The sequence below is a fragment of the Streptomyces sp. NPDC101194 genome (assembly GCF_044767885.1).
GTDB lineage: Bacteria > Actinomycetota > Actinomycetes > Streptomycetales > Streptomycetaceae > Streptomyces.
In genome coordinates this window covers 35252-55840 of record NZ_JBIWOS010000014.1, presented here as the reverse complement: position 1 = coordinate 55840, position 20589 = coordinate 35252, and the positions used below count along the sequence as shown (strand labels likewise).

At 71.8% G+C, this 20589-nt stretch carries 18 protein-coding genes; 11 read left to right on the top strand and 7 right to left on the bottom strand.

The window, feature by feature from the left end:
• Nucleotides 1-125: 125 nt before the first annotated feature.
• Both ACIRP2_RS35685 and lnt read right to left on the bottom strand, forming a co-directional pair.
• Complete coding sequence (locus ACIRP2_RS35685) at nucleotides 126-605, bottom strand: NUDIX hydrolase (RefSeq protein ID WP_404257776.1); 480 nt, start codon at nucleotides 603-605, stop codon at nucleotides 126-128.
• Between the two features lie 30 nt (nucleotides 606-635).
• The gene (lnt, locus tag ACIRP2_RS35680) at nucleotides 636-2237 is read right to left on the bottom strand and encodes an apolipoprotein N-acyltransferase (protein ID WP_404257774.1); all 1602 of its coding nucleotides are present in this window, start codon (nucleotides 2235-2237) and stop codon (nucleotides 636-638) included.
• A gap of 190 nt (nucleotides 2238-2427) precedes the next feature.
• Between lnt and ACIRP2_RS35675 the strand changes: the two genes are divergently transcribed.
• The gene (locus ACIRP2_RS35675) at nucleotides 2428-3531 is read left to right on the top strand and encodes an O-antigen ligase family protein (protein WP_404257772.1); all 1104 of its coding nucleotides are present in this window, start codon (nucleotides 2428-2430) and stop codon (nucleotides 3529-3531) included.
• A 91-nt stretch (nucleotides 3532-3622) separates the two neighbouring features.
• Here the strand turns inward: ACIRP2_RS35675 and ACIRP2_RS35670 are convergent, their stop codons facing one another.
• Complete coding sequence (locus ACIRP2_RS35670) at nucleotides 3623-4186, bottom strand: hypothetical protein (protein WP_404257770.1); 564 nt, start codon at nucleotides 4184-4186, stop codon at nucleotides 3623-3625.
• Between the two features lie 59 nt (nucleotides 4187-4245).
• The gene (locus ACIRP2_RS35665) at nucleotides 4246-5031 is read right to left on the bottom strand and encodes a glutamate racemase (RefSeq protein ID WP_404257768.1); all 786 of its coding nucleotides are present in this window, start codon (nucleotides 5029-5031) and stop codon (nucleotides 4246-4248) included.
• A 58-nt stretch (nucleotides 5032-5089) separates the two neighbouring features.
• Here ACIRP2_RS35665 and ACIRP2_RS35660 point away from each other — a divergent pair, with 58 nt between their 5' ends.
• The gene (locus ACIRP2_RS35660) at nucleotides 5090-6262 is read left to right on the top strand and encodes a glycosyltransferase (protein ID WP_404257766.1); all 1173 of its coding nucleotides are present in this window, start codon (nucleotides 5090-5092) and stop codon (nucleotides 6260-6262) included.
• A gap of 52 nt (nucleotides 6263-6314) precedes the next feature.
• Here ACIRP2_RS35660 and ACIRP2_RS35655 read toward each other — a convergent pair whose 3' ends face one another.
• On the bottom strand, nucleotides 6315-7631 hold the full coding sequence (locus ACIRP2_RS35655; RefSeq protein ID WP_404257930.1) for a TerD family protein: 1317 nt from the start codon (nucleotides 7629-7631) through the stop codon (nucleotides 6315-6317).
• 257 nt (nucleotides 7632-7888) lie between these two features.
• Here ACIRP2_RS35655 and ACIRP2_RS35650 point away from each other — a divergent pair, with 257 nt between their 5' ends.
• From ACIRP2_RS35650 to ACIRP2_RS35640, 3 genes are all read left to right on the top strand, one after another.
• Nucleotides 7889-8368 carry a DUF6643 family protein gene (locus ACIRP2_RS35650; protein WP_404257764.1) on the top strand — a complete coding sequence of 160 codons (480 nt, stop codon included), beginning with the start codon at nucleotides 7889-7891 and terminating at the stop codon, nucleotides 8366-8368.
• A 260-nt stretch (nucleotides 8369-8628) separates the two neighbouring features.
• The gene (locus ACIRP2_RS35645; RefSeq protein ID WP_404257762.1) at nucleotides 8629-9237 is read left to right on the top strand and encodes a hypothetical protein; all 609 of its coding nucleotides are present in this window, start codon (nucleotides 8629-8631) and stop codon (nucleotides 9235-9237) included.
• Nucleotides 9238-9388: 151 nt separating this feature from the next.
• Nucleotides 9389-11815, top strand: a complete 2427-nt coding sequence (locus ACIRP2_RS35640; RefSeq protein WP_404257760.1) for a right-handed parallel beta-helix repeat-containing protein — start codon at nucleotides 9389-9391, stop codon at nucleotides 11813-11815.
• On the opposite strand, the gene ACIRP2_RS35635 is transcribed toward ACIRP2_RS35640, so the two are convergent.
• Complete coding sequence (locus ACIRP2_RS35635) at nucleotides 11785-14094, bottom strand: hypothetical protein (protein ID WP_404257928.1); 2310 nt, start codon at nucleotides 14092-14094, stop codon at nucleotides 11785-11787. The genes ACIRP2_RS35640 and ACIRP2_RS35635 overlap by 31 nt on opposite strands.
• 274 nt (nucleotides 14095-14368) lie before the next feature.
• On the opposite strand from ACIRP2_RS35635, the gene ACIRP2_RS35630 reads away from it, so the two are divergent.
• The 4 genes from ACIRP2_RS35630 to ACIRP2_RS35615 all read left to right on the top strand — a co-directional run bounded on the left by ACIRP2_RS35630 (nucleotide 14369) and on the right by ACIRP2_RS35615 (nucleotide 18052).
• Entirely contained in the window at nucleotides 14369-15205 is an 837-nt protein-coding gene (locus tag ACIRP2_RS35630) for a DeoR/GlpR family DNA-binding transcription regulator (protein WP_404257758.1), read from the top strand.
• A gap of 231 nt (nucleotides 15206-15436) precedes the next feature.
• The gene (locus ACIRP2_RS35625) at nucleotides 15437-15889 is read left to right on the top strand and encodes an SRPBCC family protein (RefSeq protein ID WP_404257756.1); all 453 of its coding nucleotides are present in this window, start codon (nucleotides 15437-15439) and stop codon (nucleotides 15887-15889) included.
• An 85-nt stretch (nucleotides 15890-15974) separates the two neighbouring features.
• Nucleotides 15975-17471: an SDR family oxidoreductase gene (locus tag ACIRP2_RS35620; RefSeq protein WP_404257754.1), complete on the top strand. Its 1497-nt coding sequence runs from the start codon at nucleotides 15975-15977 to the stop codon at nucleotides 17469-17471.
• 101 nt (nucleotides 17472-17572) lie between these two features.
• Nucleotides 17573-18052, top strand: a complete 480-nt coding sequence (locus tag ACIRP2_RS35615; protein WP_404257752.1) for an SRPBCC family protein — start codon at nucleotides 17573-17575, stop codon at nucleotides 18050-18052.
• A gap of 51 nt (nucleotides 18053-18103) precedes the next feature.
• Here the strand turns inward: ACIRP2_RS35615 and ACIRP2_RS35610 are convergent, their stop codons facing one another.
• The gene (locus ACIRP2_RS35610; RefSeq protein WP_404257750.1) at nucleotides 18104-19237 is read right to left on the bottom strand and encodes a PLP-dependent cysteine synthase family protein; all 1134 of its coding nucleotides are present in this window, start codon (nucleotides 19235-19237) and stop codon (nucleotides 18104-18106) included.
• 206 nt (nucleotides 19238-19443) lie between these two features.
• On the opposite strand from ACIRP2_RS35610, the gene ACIRP2_RS35605 reads away from it, so the two are divergent.
• A complete protein-coding gene (locus tag ACIRP2_RS35605) occupies nucleotides 19444-19761 on the top strand; it encodes a hypothetical protein (RefSeq protein ID WP_404257748.1) in 318 nt (105 codons plus the stop codon).
• Nucleotides 19762-19953: 192 nt separating this feature from the next.
• On the top strand, nucleotides 19954-20475 hold the full coding sequence (locus tag ACIRP2_RS35600) for an ATP-binding protein (RefSeq protein ID WP_404257746.1): 522 nt from the start codon (nucleotides 19954-19956) through the stop codon (nucleotides 20473-20475).
• Nucleotides 20476-20589 lie beyond the last annotated feature (114 nt).

Sequence of the window (20589 nt, the reverse complement as noted above, 5' to 3'; positions counted from 1 at the left end):
GGCCGGCGGGGGGGGCGGCCCCCCGCCGCGCGCCGCCCCCCGGGGCGGGCCCCCCCCCCCCCGGGGGCGCCGCCGCCGCCCGGGGGGCGGGGGGGGGCCCCGGGCCCCGCCCCACGGCACCGTCGTCACCCCTGAGCGGTGGGTTCGAACCAGGTGGGTTCGTCGGTCAGTGACTGCTTGATCCTGAAGAGCGAGAACTCGTTCAACGACGGCAGTGCGTCCACCGGGAACCAGCCCACCTCCAGCGACTCGTCGTCGTTGACGCGCGCCTCGCCGCCGGTCGCCCGGCAGCGGAAGGTGACGTCCATGTACTGGCAGCGGTCGCCGTTGGCGTACTGCACCGGCGCCAGGGCCTGGGTGAGGACCACCCGCTCGGCCACACAGCGCACGGCGGTCTCTTCGTACACCTCGCGCTCCGCCGTCGCCGCCGGCTGCTCACCCGGCTCGCAGATACCGCCGATGACCGACCACTTGCCGGTGTCGGAACGGCGTCCGAGGAGCACTCGGCCCTCGTCGTCGAAGACCACGGCGGTGACGCCCGGCAGCAGGAGCAGCTGTTGGCCCGCGGTGGCGCGGATCTCGCGGATGAAATCAGGAGTAGCCATGGGCCCGAGCCTACGTGGCGCGCGAGTGGATCAGCGGCTCCGTCGCAGCCGTACCGAACGCACGGTGACCCAGCCGAGCCCCGCCACGGCGATCAGTGCGAGGACTCCTTCGGGGAGCGTGCCCATCCGGGTCGCCGGCGTCAGCGAGGACCTCAGCGGCACCTTGTCCACGAGCGCGTCCGGGGTGAACAGCTTCGTCTGCTGGACGACGGTCCCGTCCGGGCGGATGATCGCGCTGACCCCGCTGGTGACGGGTACGACGACGGACCTGCTGTGCTCGACCGCCCGGACCCTGGACATGGCCAGCTGCTGATAGGTCATCTCACTGCGCCCGAAAGTGGCGTTGTTGCTGGGTACGGCGATCAGTTGGCTGCCGTGCTCGACCGTGTCCCGTACGGCGTCGTCGAACGCCGCCTCGTAACAGGTCACGAGCCCCACGTTCGTACCCGCCAGATCGAAGACACCGACCCGCTTTCCGGGGCCGAAGTCCCGCTGTACACGGTCCACGTCGGAACTGAAGAGGCGGACGAAGGAGCGCATCGGGATGTACTCGCCGAACGGCTGGATGTGCCGCTTGTCGTACGTGCTGACGGGCCCCTTCTTCGGGTCCCACTGGATGAGGGTGTTGCGCAGCTTGCCGGTGTCGGGCTCGACCACCGCCCCGATCACGGTGGGCACGCCGATCGCCTTCACCGCGTCGTCGATCAGGATCCGGGCGTCGGCGTTCCGGTAGGGGTCGAGGTCGGAGGAGTTCTCCGGCCACAGGACGAAGTCGGGCTGGGGAGCCTTGCCCGCCTTGACGTCCTGGGCGAGCTGTTCCGTGCGGCGCACATGGTTGTCGAGGACGGCGCGGCGCTGGGCGTTGAAGTCGAGTCCGAGCTGAGGCACGTTGCCCTGGATCGCGGCGACGGTCGCGGTGCCGTCCTCGGCCGAGTCGTCCACGAGCGGCTGGGCGGCGAACGCGGCGGCGACGGGTACGAGGACGGTCGCGGCGGCTGCGGCGACGGCGGCCCGGGGCAGCTCGCCCGTACTGCGGTACCCGCGGAACCGGCGTACCACCTCATAGAGACCGAATCCGCACAGCACCACCGCGAAGGACAGCAGCGGCGTACCGCCCACGGCTGCGAGGGGCAGGAACACGCTGTCCGCCTGCCCGAACGCGATCTTCCCCCAGGGAAAGCCGCCGAACGGCACCCTGGCCCGGATCCCCTCGTCGAGAGCCCAGACCGCGGCGGCCCAGACCGGCCAGCAGGCGAGGCGGGAGACGGCGGCGATCCCGAGGCAGCCGACGGCGATGAACAGCGCTTCGGCCAGGGCGAGCGCCAGCCACGGCACCGGACCGACCTCTTCGCCCGTCCAGTGCAGCAACGGCAGCATGAAGCCCAGCCCGGCGAGCAGGCCGAGGCCGAACCCGGCGCGCAGTCTGCGGGTGTGGAGCACCCAGCCGAGCAGGGCGAAACCGGGCAGTACCAGCCACCACAAGGGACGTGGCGGGAAGCTCAGGTAGAGCAGCGCTCCGGAGATCACGGCGGCTGCGGGCCGTACGAACCGCTGTGTCAGCCGTCTCCCCCGGGGCGCGGGGGTGGATGCGGGCTGCTGCGGGTCGTCGACTGTGGTGATGGTGGCGCTCACCCGGCGGAGTCTACGGTGGTCGGCCGTGTGTCAGGCAGCCCCGCTCGCGTGATGGAACCCCTCGCGCCGGATCGTTTCGCCACTTTCCCGCACAGATCCGGGCCGCTGGCATTACCGTGTCCGCCAGCCCCCCACCGATCGGCCGTGTCCGGCCGATCGCGAACAAGACGGTCACAGGTCGGGGGCGAACGTGACGACTGCACCAGCGGGGCGGGGCCGAGAGCGGGAGCGCGGCAACACTTCCGACGGAGCCGGGGCCGTGATCCTCGCCGCCTGCGCGATCTGGTCGTTGATCAGCTCCGCCGGACGGGAGACCGGCCCGGAGGGTGTCCTGCTGGCCCTGCTCGCCGTCGCCGCGGGCTTCGCCTGCGGACGGATCTGCGGAACGCTGCTGCCGGTGGCGTCGGCCACGGTGGTAGCCGTGGGGGCTCTCCTTCTGGGGCTCTTCCCGCGTCACGGCATGCCCGGCGCCACGGCGACGACGGACGCGGCGCCCGGTCAAGCCGGAGCCACCGCCGCGCTGCTGGTGCTCGCCGCGGGCGCCGCCTGCTGCGCGGCGGCGGCGTCCCGGCAGGCACCACAGCGGTTCACCCTGCGACTGCTCGCGCTCGGCACCGCCTGCGCCGCGCCGGCGCTGCACTCGGTGGCCGGGTTCGCCGCGGCACTCGGGGTGCTGCTGTGTTCGCTGGCCGCCGCCAGGATGCGACAACGGCTGCTCGGCCTCGTTGGGCTCGCCCTGGCCACCGGTCTCGTCGTCGCCACGTCATGGGCGGTCGCCGCGGAAGCGCTGCCCCAGGGCCTCAGGGTGTCCCTGGAGGGTCCGCTCACCGCGCACCGGGTGCTGCTGTGGCAGGACGCGTCGGATCTGGCGGCCGAACATCCGGTGCTGGGCGTCGGCCCAGGACGGTTCGCCGAGCTGAGCCCCACCGTGGAGCAGACCGTCCGTTCCGACGGCAAACCGCACTCGGCGCCCCTGCAGCAGGCGGCCGAGCAGGGGGTGACGGGAGTGGTGCTGCTGGGTTCGTCCTTCGGGTGGCTGCTGTACGTCCTGTGGCGCTCGCCTCGCAGCACGGCCGTCGTTCTGACCGCCGGCGCCACGCTCACCGCACTCGCGGTGCTGGCGAGTGTCGGCAACGCTCTGAGCTTCACTCCGGTGACCGCGGGGGCGGGGCTGCTCGCGGGGCTCGCGTCGGCCCGCGGCCCCATCGGTGAGGGCACGGCGGGCGCGGCTGACGACGGTCAGGACCGTACGCGCGGGACTCATGAACCGGACGGTGCCGGCACCGTTCGGTGATCCGGGCGGGCGGGTGACACGGCGCAGAACCTCTCCTCGCACCCTGCTCCGAGCCGTTACCGTGCCCCGGGACCGCGGACCGTGCCGCGGGTCAGGCTCCGGCCGTCGCGCCGGTCGCCCTCAGGTGCAGGCGCTCGCGGATGAACCGCACCCCCGCTTCCGCGTCGTCGACCGTGATGGTGAACGTCCGGCCGTCACCGAGCCTGAGCACGAGCCCCTCGCCCCTGCGGACCACCACGGCCGTGCCCTGCTCGGGGCGCCAGCGGTAGCCCCAGCCGCCCCACTGGCGCGGGGTGACCCGGGGTGCGAATTCCGCGCCCACCACATGGGTGAGCAGGATCCGGCGGCGTGGCAGGCCCATGTGGCCGCAGCGCACCTCCAGAGCGTCCCCGTCGACCCTGACGGCCACGTTCACGAAGGCGAGGGTGCCGAACAGCATGAGCAGTCCGGCGGCGACGCAACCGATCACGGACATCAGCAGCGGGGCGATGCCGGAGGTCCAGTTGGAGGTCACGGCCAGTTGGACGCCGAGCGCCACACAGGCCGCTCCTGCGGCGGCGAGAACCCACTGGGCCCGGTTGGTGGCCCGGCCGATCCAGACCTCGGAGTGGGGATCGGCTCCGGTGTGCCTCGGTTTTCGGGGGTGGTCCCTCATGTCAGGCAGCGTACTCAAGAACCCGCACGCCGGGGATGGGTCCGATGGCCCGCGCCGGTTCAGGCAGCGGGGCTGACGGCCCCCAGCAGCTGCCCCTCGGCATAGGCCAGAGCGGCTTCCGGCAGGTGGGCGGTACGCCCGTTGAGAAGCACGGTGATGCCTCCGGTCGATTCGGCCGACGGAGCGGGTTCGACCCCGATCCGGCGCAGCGCCTGGGCGGCGACGGCATCGGCGGAACCGTGGAGCACGACGGGAGACGGACCGGGCTGCCGGACGGCGGCACGGATGCGCTCGGCGACCAGTTCGTAGTGCGTGCACCCGAGGACCACGGCCCGCACGTCACGCGGGGTGAGCGCGGCGGCCGCGGCGACGGCCCGGTCGATCGCCGCCTCGTCCGCGTGCTCCACGGCGTCGGCGAGACCCGGGCACGGGACCTCGGTGACGGCGACGGAGCCGGCGAATTCACGGATGAGTCCGCGCTGGTACGGGCTGCCCGTGGTGGCGGGCGTGGCCCAGATCGCGACGGGGACGCCGTCGGCGACGGACGGCTTGATGGCGGGAACGGTACCGATGACCGGCAGTCCGGGTTCGAGTTCGGCGCGGAGCGTCGACAGGGCGTGCACGGAGGCCGTGTTGCAGGCGACGATCAGTGCGTCGGGCCGGTGGGCCGCAGCCGCTCGGGCCACGTCCAGCGCGCGGACGGTCACGTCCTCGGGGGTACGCGGCCCCCATGGCATGCTGTCCGGGTCCGAGGAGAGCACCAGATCGGCGTCGGGCCTCAGGCGGCGTACCGCGGCGGCGGCCGCGAGCAGGCCGATTCCGGAGTCCATGAGCGCGATCTTCACCCGGTCACCTTAGTCGACCGCCCTTGCGATTCCCTCACAGTGGGGCAGACTGCGGCAAATGAGTGCCGTTGCCTGGATCGCCGTGGGTTCGCTGGCCGCGTGGGTGTGGCTGCTGCTGGGACAGGGTTTCTTCTGGCGCACCGACCAGCGGCTGCCGCCCAGGGAGGCCCCGGAGCACTGGCCTTCCGTCGCGATCGTCGTGCCCGCGCGTGACGAGGCGGACATGCTGCCGGTGAGCCTGCCGTCCCTGCTGGCCCAGGACTATCCGGGGGTCGCGGAGATATTCCTCGTCGACGACTGCAGCAAGGACGGCACCGGCGATGTCGCCCGGGCACTGTCCGTGCGGTACGGGGGGCTGCCGGTGACGGTGGTGTCGCCCGGTGAGCCGGAGCCGGGCTGGACGGGCAAGCTGTGGGCCGTGCGGCACGGGATCTCGATGGCACGGGCCCGGGAGCCGGAGTATCTGCTGCTGACGGACGCCGACATCGCGCACGAGCCGGACAGCCTGCGGGAACTCGTCGCCGCCGCCGTCTCGGGCGGATTCGACCTGGTCTCGCAGATGGCCCGGCTGAGAGTGTCGAGCGCCTGGGAGCGGATGGTCGTCCCGGCCTTCGTGTACTTCTTCTCGCAGCTCTATCCGTTCCGGTGGGTGAACCGGGCGGGTGCCCGGACGGCCGCGGCGGCCGGCGGGTGTGTGCTGCTGCGGACCGGAGCGGCGGAGCGGGCCCGGGTGCCGGAGTCGATCCGGCAGGCGGTGATCGACGACGTGTCGCTGGCGCGGGCTGTGCGGCGCGGCGGCGGGCGGATCTGGCTGGGGCTGGCGGAACGGGTGGACAGCGTGCGGCCCTATCCGTGCCTGGCGGATCTGTGGCGGATGGTGTCGCGGAGCGCGTACGCCCAGTTGAGGCACAGTCCGCCGTTGCTCCTGGGGACGGTCCTGGGGCTCGCGCTGGTCTATCTCGCGCCGCCGGTCACACTCGTCGCCGGGCTGCTCGGCGGTGCTCCGGTGGCGGCGTGGGCGGGCGGGGCGGCGTGGGCGGTGATGACCGGCACGTACATGCCCATGCTCGGCTACTACCGGCAGTCGCTGTGGCTGGCGCCGCTGCTGCCGTTCACCGCCGCGCTCTATCTGCTGATGACGGTCGATTCGGCGGTGCAGCACCACCGGGGGCGCGGCGCGGCCTGGAAGGGGCGCACGTACGCCCGTCCCGAGGCCGCACCGGACCGGTGAGCGGAGTCGGCCGTGGGCCGATGACCGCAGTGCCCACCGGACGCCCGGGGGGTCATTTACGGCCGGGCGTCCAGTTCATGCCCCACCCGTAGGCGTAGTCGATGGTGCGCTGCGGGCTCACTCCGCGCTCGGGTACGAGATATCGGGCCTCACGCTGCACCGTGAGGTCTCCCCCGTTGTTGGTGAGGAGCGCGAGCGCGCAGACGGTGGACGGGACGGTGCATTCGTCGAGCGAGAAGTCGATCGGAGCACCGTGCTGGGGCCGGAGGGTGACCGTCGCATGGAGATCGGCGAAACTCCGGGCTCCTTCATAGATCGTGACGAAGATCAGGACGCGGCGGAACTTGTCCTTCTGGTCGAGGTTGACGGTGAGGTTCTCACCGGTGGCGACGGCGCCGGTGCGGTCGTCTCCGTCGAGATGGATAAATGGGGGCTGCCCGAGTGCGCCGAACGCGTTTCCGAGTGCCTGTACGACTCCCTTGCGGCCGTCGGTGAGTTCGTAGAGGGCGCAGAGGTCGAGATCGAGGTCCGCATGGTCGGCGACCGCTCTGCCGAGTTTGCTGGCCCAGCCCTTGAACTGTTTGCGCACTTGCCAGTTGAGATTGACCCGCAGGACTCCCGCGGTACCGCCCTGTTTGGCCAGGGAGACCGAGGGCGCCTCCTTGGTGAGCGTCACCTTCGACAGACGGACCGGCGGGGCGGCAGGAGGTGCGGGGGGCGCCGTCGGCGGCGCGGGCGGGAGAACCGGCGGCGGCAGGGGCAGATCGTCAACCCTCGGCCCTCCCTGGGGCTGTTGAGGTGTTTGGGGTTGTTGATACGGCTGAGGCCTCTGCGGTTCATCGACGGAAATACCGAAGTCCGTCGCGAGACCTTCGAGCCCGCTGCTGTAACCCTGGCCGACGGCACGGAATTTCCAGGCGCCCTGGCGCCGGTAGAGTTCCCCCAGGATGAAGGCGGTCTCGACCGTCGCGTCGGCACTGTCGAAGCGCGCGATCTCGGAGCCGTTCGACGCGTCCATGACCCGTACGTGAAGCCCCGTCACCTGACCGAAGGTGCCGCCGTCCGCGGAGGCCGCCAGGACGACGCTCTCGACGGCCGGCTCGACGCGTGCCAGATCGACGGCGAGAGTGTCCGTCACCCCGTCGGCGGTGGTGCGCTTGCCCTCGTGACGAACCGCTCCGGACGCGTGGGACGGCTGGTTGTAAAAGACGAAGTCGGCGTCGCCGCGCACCTTTCCCGACACGAGAAGGAGTGCCGAGCCGTCCACATCCGGTGTACCCGGAAGGGCGCGCCACCCCAATTCGACCCGCACGGCCCGAGCCGCCACCGGAACATTGGCTCCTTTTAGCATGGTCATGCTCGCCCCCATCGCGAGTCCGGCTGCCCGAAGGCTTTTCTCCGACAACCTAATCCCCTGCGCGCCACGGGGCCCACAGCGGTACGTCCACCGCCCGGCGATCCTTCGGTAACCCGCTGGGAACTCGCCCTTTACACGAACCCAACGCCTCCGTACGCCCTTTTTTCCCAAGTTCGCTCGCATTGGGGAACGAGGTTCACTCACAACACGTAAAACAACCCTCTTATCGGGCTCCCCAACCAGCACATCGTGGGCTTAACTTAGGTGTCATGACCTCCCCTCGCTCCACCTACGGCGGCGGCTACTACGCCGCCCCGTCGTTCCCCGACACTCCGATCTACGACTCCCTGGTCGCGGAGCGGGGCACCCCTCAGATCGCTCCGATCCGAGTGCCTGCCGCCTATGACACCGGCAACAGCTATCTGCCGGCCCTCCCGGCGGCGCTGCCGGCTCTTCCCGCGGCTCCTTCCCAGCCCAACCCCTCGTACGGCCACCCGCAGCCCGCGCAGCAGGGCTACGCGCCGATGCAGCCCGCACAGCTGCAGCACGCCCCGGCGCCGTACATCCCGCAGCAGCCGACCGCGGCCCGCGGCGGGTACCAGGCGCCCTATCCGCCGCCGCAGCAGCAGCAACGGCCCGCGCCCGGCACCGGGTACGAGGCCATGCGCCCGGCGTCACCGCGGCCCGCCCCGGCCCCCTCCCCCTACGAGGACCCGTACAACCGCCCCTACCAGGGCCGGGGGTACTGAGCCGGTCGTCACGCACGGTCGCATCGAGGTCGTCGCCGAGCCATGGGGACTCGCCGACGACCTCGATGTTCCCGCACCGGGCCGAACGGCCCTCCTCGCCGCACGCACGCCCCGGACGGACCGTCAGCCCCGACGGTCCACGGGGAACTCACGGGGGTGGTCCGTGCGTTGGGCGGGGTGATGTTGCTCTCTCTTCGCCGCTTCAGCGCGCGAAGCGTGCCGTATCGGGTCAAGAGGGATACGGAAGGGGGTGCGGGACTGTGCGAGCGGTTACGGGCGTGTGGCGCTGGCGACGCAATCCTCTGCGCCGCGCCACCGACCGGCGCGAGGCATGGGTGGCTCTTGCGGCGCTGCTGCTGATGGTGCTGGTGGCACCGGCGCTGGGCTGGGTGTGCGGGTCGTTCACCGACGACGCCCTGCAGGAATCGGTGCGCACCCAGCAGGCACAGCGTCACGCCACGACCGCGGTCGTGGTGCGCCGGGCACCGGACGCGCCGCACTTCGTCACCGATTCCGAGGTGCCTTCGGAGCGCGGCCCGCAGACCCTGGTGGTCGCGCGATGGAAGGCTCCGGACGGCACGAACCGGCACGGTACGGTGAGCACGCTCTCCCGGAAGACCCGTCCCGGTGCCGTCGTGGAGATCTGGACCGACCTGGACGGCCGCCCCACGCCGCGCCCCATGGACGCGCCCACGGCGCGCACGCATGCGGCGCTGGCCGGGTTCGGGGTGACGCTGCTCGCCGTCGGACTGGTCGAGGGAGGCCGGCGTCTGATCGTCTGGCGCATGGTGCGGAAGCGGTACAACCGGATCGACCTGGCCTGGGCAGCTGCCGGTCCCGACTGGGGCAGAACCGGGACCGGCAGCTGATCGGCTGCTGATCGGGTCAACTCCCGCCCGCCGCGCGCGCTACGGTGGACCGGCCCGCCCCCTTCCTCGGCGGGCGGGCCCGGGGTTCACCGCTGCCTGAAGGCCGGTGACCGGGCATCACACACGCACGAGGCGGGGACACAACAGCGCCATGGCACAGGGCACGGTCCAGGTGACGCACACCGGCACATCGCGGTGGCGGCGCCGCACAGGCGAATACGCCTCCCTCACCGCAGCCCTGGAGGCCGCGGCGGACGGTGACGTCCTCACCGTCGCGCCGGGCACCTACCGGGAGAATCTGGTCCTGCACCGCGCGGTGACCCTGCGCGGTCCCGAGGGGTCGGTCGGCTCCGTGCGGATCGCTCCGGTCGACGGCGTGCCGTTGACCGTCCGCGCCTCCGCGGTCGTCTCGGACCTGCACGTGGAAGGGCAGGACTCGACTGCTCCGGCACTGCTCGTCGAGGACGGCGCCCCGGAGCTCGCGGATCTGCGGATCGTGACCCGTTCGGCCGCCGGGATCGAGGTGCGCGGTGCGGCCCGGCCGACCGTGCGCCGCTGCACGGTCGACAATCCGGCCGGCGCCGGCATCGCCGTACTCGACGGTGCGGGCGGCGTGTTCGAGCAGTGCGAGGTCGTATCGGCCGGCCAGGCCGGCTTCTCGGTGCGCGACGGAGCGCATCCGCGGCTGGAGCGGTGCCGGGTCCACCATGCGTCGGGCGCGGGGCTGAACATCACCGGCGAGGGCAGTGGTCTGGAGGCCGTCGGCTGCGAGGTGTACGAGATCAAGGGCAGCGGCATACAGGTGACCGCCCGCGGATCCGCCCACCTCACCGACTGCACGGTGCACCGCACTTCGGCGGACGGCGTCACCCTCGACACCGACGCCGTGCTGACGCTCGCCGACTGCGACATCCACGACATCCCGGAGAACGCGGTGGACCTGCGTTCCCGTTCGGTCCTCACCCTCACCCGCTCCACCGTCCGCCGGTTCGGCCGCAACGGCCTCTCCGTCTGGGATCCCGGCACCCGTGTCGACGCCAACCAGTGCGAGATCTACGACAGTACCGGCGACTACCCGGCGGTCTGGGTGAGCGACGGGGCGACCGTGATACTGGACTCCTGCCGGGTCCACGACGTGCCCGACGCCATCTTCGTGCTCGACCGGGGATCGCGCGCCGACGTGGTGGACAGCGATCTCTCCCAGATCCGCAACACCGCGGTGTCGGTGAGCGACGGGGCGACCGCCCAGCTCGACGACTGCCGCATCCGCGAGGCGTCCACCGGCGCCTGGTTCCGCGATCACGGCAGCGGCGGCACGCTGAACAACTGCACCGTCGACGCGGCACAGACCGGAGTGATCGTCACCAAGGGCGCCGACCCGATGATCGAGCGCTGCACGGTCACCTCGCCCGCCGAGGCCGGTTTCTACGTCTCCGCCGAGGGACGCGGCACCTTCCACAGCTGCCGGGTCACCGGCAGCGAGGGCTACGGCTTCCACGTGATGGACGGCTGCCGTACGACGCTGACCCGCTGCCGCACCGAGCGGTGCGCCCGTGGTGGCTACGAGTTCGCCGAGGGCGGCGACGGTCAGGGATCGGGGCCCGTCGTGGAGGACTGCACGAGCGACGAGAGCGCGCTGCGCGCCCCCGCTCCACCCGCCCCCGCCGTACTGACGGCGACCCAGTCGCCCCCGGGGCTGCTCGGCGCGGTCCCCGGGCCGCGCGCCGTCGAGCCCTCCCCCTCCGAGGTGCCCGCCGCCGAGCCGGTACGCGCCTCGGACGCCGTCCTCGGGGAGCTGGACGCGCTCGTGGGCCTGGACAGCGTCAAGCGGGAGGTGCGTGCCCTCACCGACATGATCGAGGTGGGCCGCCGGCGTCAGGAGGCGGGGCTCAAGGCCGCTTCGGTCCGGCGCCATCTCGTCTTCACCGGCTCCCCCGGCACCGGCAAGACCACCGTGGCCCGGCTGTACGGCGAGATCCTCGCCTCGCTCGGGGTGCTGGAGCGAGGCCATCTCATCGAGGTGTCCCGCGTCGACCTGGTCGGTGAGCACATCGGCTCGACCGCGATCCGCACCCAGGAGGCCTTCGACCGGGCGCGCGGCGGGGTGTTGTTCGTCGACGAGGCGTACGCCCTGTCGCCCGAGGACTCCGGCCGCGACTTCGGCCGCGAGGCGATCGACACGCTCGTGAAGCTGATGGAGGACCATCGCGACGCGGTGGTCGTCATCGTCGCCGGGTACACCCATGAGATGGAGCGGTTCCTCACCATCAACCCCGGTGTGGCGTCACGTTTCTCACGGACCATCACCTTCAGCGACTACGAGCCCGCCGAACTGCTGCGGATCGTCGGGCAGCAGGCCGACGAGCACGAGTACAGCCTGGCCCCCGGGACCGGGGAGGCGCTGCTGAAGTACTTCACCGAGCTGCCCAAGGGCCCGGCGTTCGGCAACGGCCGCACGGCCCGGCAGACCTTCGAATCGATGGTGGAGCGGCACGCGGGCCGGGTCGCCCAGCTCGCCGAGCCGAGCACGGACGACCTCAGCCTGCTCTACCCGGAGGATCTGCCGGATCTCCCCTGAGACCGTGGGGCCTTCGGCGCCTGTGCCCCGTCCACCTGGCGGGGCAGGACCGGGGCGAGCCGGTCCAGCAGCGCTGCGCGTTCCTCCGCGAAGACCGGGTCCGCCTGATAGTCCGAGTGCCCCAGAACGGGTTCGGGCAGTGGGTGTTCGGGGGTCCGGCCGTAGACCAGCGGGTCCTTCAGCGGCCCCCGGTCCACCTCGGGCCCCGGTCCCTCGTCGAGCCTGACCATGCCGCCGATCGGGTCGGTGGCCCGCCACAGGTTGCGCCAGCAGTGCACGGACCGGTGGAGTCCGTGCAGCGGCACGGGGCCGAAGTAGGCCGGGAACCAGCGCCCGTACAACCGCTCGATCGGCGAACCGTAGGTGAGCAGCGCGACCCGGCTCCGGGTTTCGGCGGGCAGTTGCCAGACCGCGGAGGCCGCGAGGACGCTGCCCTGTGAGTGGCCGGAGATGACCAGCCGGCCACGGGTCAGTCCGGTCCAGCCGGACATCCGTGACGCCAGATCGGGGACGGCACGCTCGGCGTAGCAGGGCGGAGCGAAGGGGTGCGCGGCGCGCGGCCAGAAGGTGCCGACGTCCCACAGAATGCCGATGGTGCGTCGCGCGGAGGCGTCGCGGTAGGCGCGCCGCCCCCAGGTGACGAAGAGTATGAACCCGAATCCGATCATCCAGGAGCCGGTGAACTGGGCCGCTTCGGCCACGGCCTCGGCGAACGGGCCGCTGCCCTTGAGCGCCAGACCGGGCACCTCGCCGCTCACCCAGGCCCCGCCGACCGCCGCGGCGCCGAGCAGCAGCGTGGCTCCGGCGACCGGGCCGAGGATCCAGGGCGCGGAGTCGGTCAGGGCCGCCGTGGCCCTGATCCGGGCGATCTGCCGGGTCCTGGCGGGGTCCGGCCGCTTCTGCCCGTACTCCCGGTCGATGTCGGGTTCCAGGGCGCGGGCGGCGAGCCAGGTGCGCACCAGCAGCAGGAGGGCGGGAATCGCCAGGAGTACCAGGAGCACGGGAATGACCGAGGCCTGCCAGCTGAGCAGCACCGGCGGCCCCTCGATGGCGGTACCCCTGCCCATGCCCGGGGTACCGGATCCGTCGAGCCAGTCGGCGACGCGCTGGGCGACCCCGCCGGTCATGACGCCGCCGAGGGCGCACGCGAGCATGGCGACGACCGGTCCGCCGAGTCCGTACATGACGGTGCGGGGTTCGGGAGTGCGGCGGTACAGGCCCAGTGAGACCCCCGCGAGGACGACGACGAGCACTCCTTGGCCGAGGGTGACGACGCTGAAGGCGACGTCCCCCGGCAGGGCGCCCTCCGACACCCAGGCGGGGCGCGACCACGACGCGTACACCGCGGCCAGGACGAGCAGGGCGAGCGCGGCGCCGGGCAGATAGGTGATGAGGGCCTGGTCGAGCCGGTTGTCGAGGCGCCGTTCACTCCGGCCGCGGCGGCAGACGACCCAGAACACCACGAGCGCGCCCAGGACCAGTGCCGCTTCGATCAGGCGGCCCAGGATCCCGGGCACGGGGCCGCTGACGGCGCGGTCGTGGCGGGCCGCGGCGCCCGCGACCGACGCGGCGACGGTCAGGAATCCGGCGGCGGTATGGGCGGCGCGCAGCCGGGCGACCAGACGGCGGCCGTACCAGAATCCGGGCCGGCCGAGGGCCGGCCGCCCACCGGGAACGGTGCCGGGCGTACTCAGGTCGTGTCCGGTCTCCGGGTCGACGTCGTCCGGCTCGGACCCGGTGAGCGGGCGCTGTGACTCGTACGCGCTCCAGGTCCGGTTCGACAGGAACCAGAGCAGCCCCACCACGGCAGTGGGCACCAGCGAGGCGAGGGCGAGCCGCCGGCCCGGCTGTGACCACCAGCCGCCCTGGGCGGTCGAAAGGAAGCCCAGCCAGGACCGCTGGTTCGAGCAGTCCGGCACGCCCGCGCACTGCCAGGCCGTCAGATCGAGCGCGACCTCGCAGGCCGCCGCGGTCAGCAGGACCGTGAGGCTGAGCGCGACGAGCCGGACGACGACGCCGTACAGGCGTACCGCGCGGGTCCGGGCGCGGGCGGTGGGGCGCATCCAGTGGGCGAGGTTCACGACCATGAACGGGAGCAGCAGCAGCCACAGGGCGCGGGAGCCGTTGCCGGAGGTGAGGTTGGACCAGCAGTAGGCCTCGGCGACGGGCCGGTCGCGGTACCGCTCCGGGTGCTGCTCGGCGTCCGTGTCCTCGGCCCGCCGGTAGATGGCGGCGGTCGCGTCGCCGGTGACCCGGACCGTACGCGGATCGTCGAGCATCTCCTGAGGGGTGGCACCGCCCACGCCATGGACCAGAAGTTCCAGCGCGGGCCCCGGACTCTGCGGGGCCTGGGTGTCAGGTGGCACTGGAGTGACTCGCTCTCGGTCGTGGGGGGATGTGCTGATGCACAGTCACCAGAATCATGGAAGCGGGCGGGTGTATGCACCGCTCTCACGGAATCTCCCCAGTGCGACGGCCTACGACACCGCGTGGCAGGATGACCCCGTCCGAAGAGAGACTGTCGCGCGGCCAGTGGGAAGGACGGGACCGGCGTTGAGCGAGAATCAGAACCTGCTCGCGGAGCAGCGGCGCGCCCTGATCCTCGACGAGGTGCGCAGGCGTGGCGGGGTACGGGTCAATGAGCTGACCCGCAAGCTGAACGTCTCCGACATGACCGTCCGCCGGGATCTGGACGCGCTGGCCCGCCAGGGTCTGATCGAGAAGGTCCACGGCGGGGCCGTTCCGGTGGTCGAGGCCAGTACGCACGAGCCCGGCTTCGAGGTCAAGTCGGCTCTGGAGCTGACCGCCAAGGAGGACATCGCGCGGGCGGCCGCGGCGATGGCCGTGCCCGGCAGCGCCATCGCGCTCTCCGGCGGTACGACGACGTACGCGCTCGCCCAGCGGTTGCTGGACGTACCGGATCTGACCGTGGTGACCAACTCGGTGCGGGTCGCGGATGTGTTCCACTCCGCGCAGCGGTCCGGGGCCGCGGGCGGGGTGCGGACCGGGGCCGCCACGGTGGTGCTCACCGGCGGGGTACGGACTCCGTCGGACTCGCTCGTCGGTCCGGTCGCCGATCAGGCGATCGCCTCGCTCCACTTCGATGTGCTGTTCCTCGGGGTGCACGGGATCTCGGTGGAGGCGGGTCTTTCGACGCCGAATCTGGCGGAGGCCGAGACCAACCGCCGTTTCGTGCAGTCGGCGCGTCGTGTGGTGGTGGTCGCCGACCACACCAAATGGGGCACGGTGGGCCTGAGTTCGTTCGCCACCCTGGCGCAGGTGGACACGTTCGTGACGGATGCGGGTCTGTCGGCCGCTGCCCGCGAGGAGATCGAGGAGCACCTGCCGGGCCTGCTCGTGACGGGCGGGATCGAGGACGGCGGCTCCTGAGGCGTCGGGTGGTGTGCCGTTTCCGCTCGTCCTGGACCGGGCGGCGCACGACCCAGGTGCCGTCCCGTATCCCCTGGCGGGCGCACGACGACGGCTACGGCACCTCGCCGCGTTGTCGGGGCGTCCGCACGCATCCGGTGTGCGGACGCCCCCTTCGCCTTGCGATGCACCGCATCGGACGCCGCGCGCTGATCCACCAGGGGTGACGGGGGCAGCCCTTAGCATCGTCGTGTGGCCGTCTTCCGGATCGAGCGCTTCACGCATCTCCCCACGGCCGAGGCCTGGCGCCGGGTGACCGACTGGGAACGGCACGCGGCGCACGTCCCGCTGACCACCATCACCGTCCGCACGGGACCGCCGACCGGGACGGGGACCGTCTTCGTGGCGCGTACGGGTGTGGGCGCGCTGGGGTTCGACGACCCCATGGAAGTGGTGCGGTGGACGCCGCCCGCCGCCGGTCGGGCGGGGCTGTGCCGACTGGTGAAGCGCGGTTCCCTGGTGCTGGGGCAGGCGTCGATCGACGTGTATCCCACGGACTCCGGGTCCCATGTGGTGTGGGTGGAGGAGCTGAGAGTCCGGCTGCTGCCCCCATGGGTCGATCCGTTGATCACCGCGGCGGGCCGCCGGGTCTTCGGCCGGGTGCTCGACGGCATGCTGGACCGTCCGGCCGGCCCGTGTCGGTAACCCGGCGTGGGCGGGTGACCCGTGTGCCGCCGTTCGGAGTGATCCACCGGGCCCCGTGCGGCGGTCCGGTGGAAAACTCGGCCGGGTGAGCGAACCCTCCGGCGACACGTCGCTGCGTTGCCTGGTGACCGGTGCCTCCGGGTACATCGGCGGCAGGCTGGTACCCGCACTCCTGGACGCCGGTCACCAGGTGCGCGCGCTGGCCAGGACCCCGCGGAAGCTGCGTGACCACCCGTGGGCGGACAGGGTCGAGGTGACCGAGGGGGACGTCTTCGACGCCGCTTCGGTGCGCGCGGCGATGCGGGACATGGACGTGGCCTACTACCTGGTGCACGCGCTCGGCTCGGGACCGGGGTTCGAGGAGAAGGACCGGGAGGCGGCCCGGATCTTCGGCGAACAGGCGCGGGCCGCGGGGGTCGGCAGGATCGTGTACCTCGGCGGGCTCACCCCGGCCGGGGTGCCCGAGCGGGAGCTGTCACCGCATCTGCGGTCGCGCGCCGAGGTGGGGCGCATCCTGCTGGACTCCGGGGTGCCGACGGCCGCACTGCGGGCGGCGGTCGTCATCGGATCGGGCTCGGCCTCGTTCGAGATTCTGCGCCATCTCACCGAACGGCTGCCGGTGATGATCACCCCGAGCTGGGTCCGCACATCGATCCAGCCGATCGCGGTACGGGACGTCGTGCGGTACCTCGTCGGTTGTGCGCGCCTGCCTGCCGAGGTGAACCGCACCTTCGACATCGGCGGTCCGGACGTCATGACGTACCGGGACATGATGCGGCGGTACGCCGAGGTCGCCGGGCTGCCGCATCGGGTGATCCTTCCCGTACCGGTGCTCACGCCGGGACTCTCCAGTCTCTGGATCGGACTGGTGACTCCCGTACCGCCCTCCATCGCCCGGCCGCTCGCGGAGTCGCTGCGCCACGAAGTGGTCTGTCGCGAGCACGACATCGACCGATATGTGCCCGCCCCGCCCGGCGGATCCATCGACTTCGAACGGGCGCTGCGGCTGGCGCTCCAACGGATCAAGGACGCCCGGGTCGACACCCGCTGGTCGTCCGCTGCGGTGCCCGGTGCGCCCAGTGACCCTCTGCCCACCGACCCCGACTGGTCCGGCGGCAGTCTCTACCGCGACGAACGGGAACTGACCGTGCCGGTGGCGCCGGACGCGCTCTGGCGGGTGATCGAGGGCATCGGCGGCGAGAACGGCTGGTACTCCTTCCCGCTCGCCTGGGCCGTGCGGGGCTGGCTCGACCGGATCGTCGGCGGTGTCGGACTGCGGCGCGGGCGGCGGGACGCGCAGCGGCTGCGGGTGGGCGACTCCCTGGACTTCTGGCGCGTGGAGGAGATCGTTCCCGGTGAGCTGCTGCGGCTGCGCGCGGAGATGCGGCTGCCCGGTCCCGCCTGGCTCGAACTGTCGGTGGACCGGAACGAACAGGGGCGGACGGTCTACCGACAGCGGGCCCTGTTCCATCCGCGCGGACTGCTCGGCCACGCCTACTGGTGGAGCGTATGGCCGTTCCACTCGGTGGTGTTCGGCGGGATGGCCCGCAACATCACCGCGGCCGCGCGTGCGGTCCCATAGCGATGGGCCTGCCAACTCCCTCGCAGGCAACGACATCTGATGGCATGTCAGTTATGGTGTGCGCGAACCGTCCGCCGCCGGCCGCATGGGAGGTGCGATCCGTGTTCCGTCGACTCCGTTCCGTGGAACTCGACTTCGTCGAGTCCGCTCCACTGCGACTGGTCTTCGCCGCCGAGGTCTCCGCGCCGCCGCAGGAGGTCTACCGTGCGCTGGCGGACGATGTGGCGGGCTGGCCGAACTGGTTCACCTCGGTCACGGCGGCCCGGCCCACCCGGGCGGGCACGGGGCGCGAGGTCCGCCTCAAGGGGGGCACGGTACTGCGCGAGACGATCCTCGCGACGGAGCCGGGCGAGCGGTACGCCTACCGGGTCGACGAGTCCAACGCCCCCGGTCCGCGGGCGCTGCTGGAGGAGTGGCGGCTCACCCCCGCCGGGACCGGGACGCGGGTGCGGTGGACGTTCGCCGCGGACGGTTCCGCGCTCTTCCGGTTGGCGCTGCGGCTGGGCCGGTCGGGGGTGGGACGGGCGTTCCGGGACGCGGTGCGCGCGCTCGACGGACGGCTGGCCGGGCCCACGGCCTGAAAGCGGCCGTGGACCGCGCAAACCCCGTTCCGTCGGCTGTCCGGGCCGGTCCTATCCGGGCCAGTCACCGCTGCGCAGGAAGGAGTCGATGGTCTCCGTGTACGGGGCGATGTCCAGGCCCTGTGCGGCGAGCCAACTGTCGGAGTAGTACTTGTCGAGGTAGCGTTCGCCGGGGTCGCAGATCAGGGTGACGATGCTGCCGGTGGCGCCCTGCCCGACCATTTCCGCGACCAGTTTGAACGCGCTCCACAGCCCGGTGCCGGTGGAACCGCCCGCCTTCCGGCCGATGGCCTTCTCCAGGGCGCGCACGGCGGCGACACTGGCCGCGTCGGGCACCTTCATCATCCGGTCGATGGCCCCGGGCACGAAGCTCGGTTCCATCCGGGGCCTGCCGATGCCCTCGATCCGGGAGCCGCAGTCGCTGGTGGCGAGGGGGTCGTGGTGGGTCCAGCCGTCGAAGAAACAGGAGTTCTCCGGGTCGGGTACGCAGATCCTGGTGTCGAACTGCATGTAGTGCACATAGCGGGCGATGGTCGCCGAGGTTCCTCCGGTTCCGGCTGTGGCCACGATCCACGTCGGCTCCGGGTAGCGCTCCAGCCTCAACTGCTGGTAGATCGACTCGGCGATGTTGTTGTTGCCGCGCCAGTCGGTGGCCCGTTCGGCATAGGTGAACTGGTCCATGTAGTGGCCGCCGGTGTCGGCGGCCAGCGTCGCCGACTCCTCGTACAGCCTTCGCGAATCGTCGACGAAGTGACATCGGCCGCCGTGGAATTCGATCAGCCGGCACTTCTCGGGGCTGGTGGTGCGGGGCATCACGGCGATGAAGGGCACACCGATCAGCTTGGCGAAGTACGCCTCCGAGACGGCCGTCGATCCGCTGGACGCCTCGATCACCGGCTTGCCGGGCCGGATCCAGCCGTTGCAGAGCCCGTAGAGGAAGAGCGAGCGGGCCAGCCTGTGCTTGAGGCTGCCGGTGGGGTGCGTCGACTCGTCCTTGAGGTAGAGGTCGATGCCCCATGCCTCGGGGAGCGGGAAGCGCAGCAGATGGGTGTCCGCGGAGCGGTTGGCGTCGGCCTGGACCTTGCGTACGGCCTCGTTGAGCCAGGCCCGGTACTCGGGGTCGGAACGGTCGATGTCGATGGTCGCCGCGGCCCGGCCGCCATGTGCGTGCTCACTGGTACCCATCAGCGCGTTCCTCCTCGTGTCACCGGACTCTGCCGGTCAACGATATTCCCCCTACCTGCAGAAACGTTCACTTTGATGTCCCATAGCTCCGCCTTGGCCCCGACGGACCGGGCAGCCGCGACATTGCGCCGTGACGGGGCCTGGCGCGTCGCTCCCGGGTTGTGCAGACTGCCCATCAGAGACACCACGAAGGGGGCGAAGCGGCCATGCCGGAAACGGAGTTCAGCGCGACGGGGGTGCGGATCGAGCGGTGGGCCCGCTCGCTCACCACGGCCGGGCAGGTGATCGTCAAGGACGGCAGGCTGGCCCTGCTGACCAGCTACGGACGGGAGATCGACAGCGCCCCGGTGGTGGCGGTCAGCGCGGGCAGGCCGTGGTTCGCCGGGGCCGGTGCGGCCGTGGCACGTCTCAACGGGACGCGGTACCGGCTGACGATGGGGCAGCGCAATCACGGTCCGGACACGGCGGGGCCCACGCGCAGGTTCCTCGAAACGCTGCGCAGTGCGGGCAGCCGGATGATCTGACGGGGCGGCGCCGCCGGGAGGGCGCACCGCGAGTTGCGGACCCGTGACCCCTGAGCGACATTGGTCACACGTCACTCATGGTTTACCGGCGGTGACACGCGGATCCGCAACGTCTGGCCGGACTCAGCGGCTGGATGTCTGCCGGCGCCGTTCCTCCGTCTTCTTCCGGACCTATTTCGGGGAGTCGCAGCCGTGATCAGCGAGCCAAGCAGGCACTGCACGGTGGAGCTCCAGGCCCTGCCGTCGCGGATCGGTCAGGTCCGCAGAATCGTTTCGGCACAGCTGCGCTACTGGCATCTCGATCCTTTGATCGACCATGCGGCGCTCGGCGTCACCGAACTGCTGACCAATGTCCACCGGCATGCCCAGCCGGACAAGTCATGCACCGTCGAGATCGAGTTGCTGCTCGAACGGCTGACGGTGTCCGTCCACGACCACGACCCCCGCCTGCCGACCGTGCGCGAGGCCACCGCGTCCAGTACCTCGGGGCGCGGGCTCGCCCTGATCGCCGCGGTCAGCGAGAGCTGGGGGGTGCACCCGAGGGGCGGGGCCGGGAAGGTCGTCTGGTTCACGCTTCCGGCACCTCCGCTGTTCGCCGCGCAGCCGCCCCACCTGGTGTACGGGGCGACGACTGACGGACCGTTCGAGCCGGACGCCGTCGTGCGCCCGGAGAGCGCCACGCCGTCCGCCGCCCGGTCGGCGGTGGTCGGGTAGCGGCAGGGCGGAAGGAGGAGCGGGGCGGGGGGGCCCCCGGACCCCACCACCAAACCCCCAACCCCCCCCCCCCCCCGTCAACACTGGGCGCCAAACGCGCGCCCCCCCCCACCA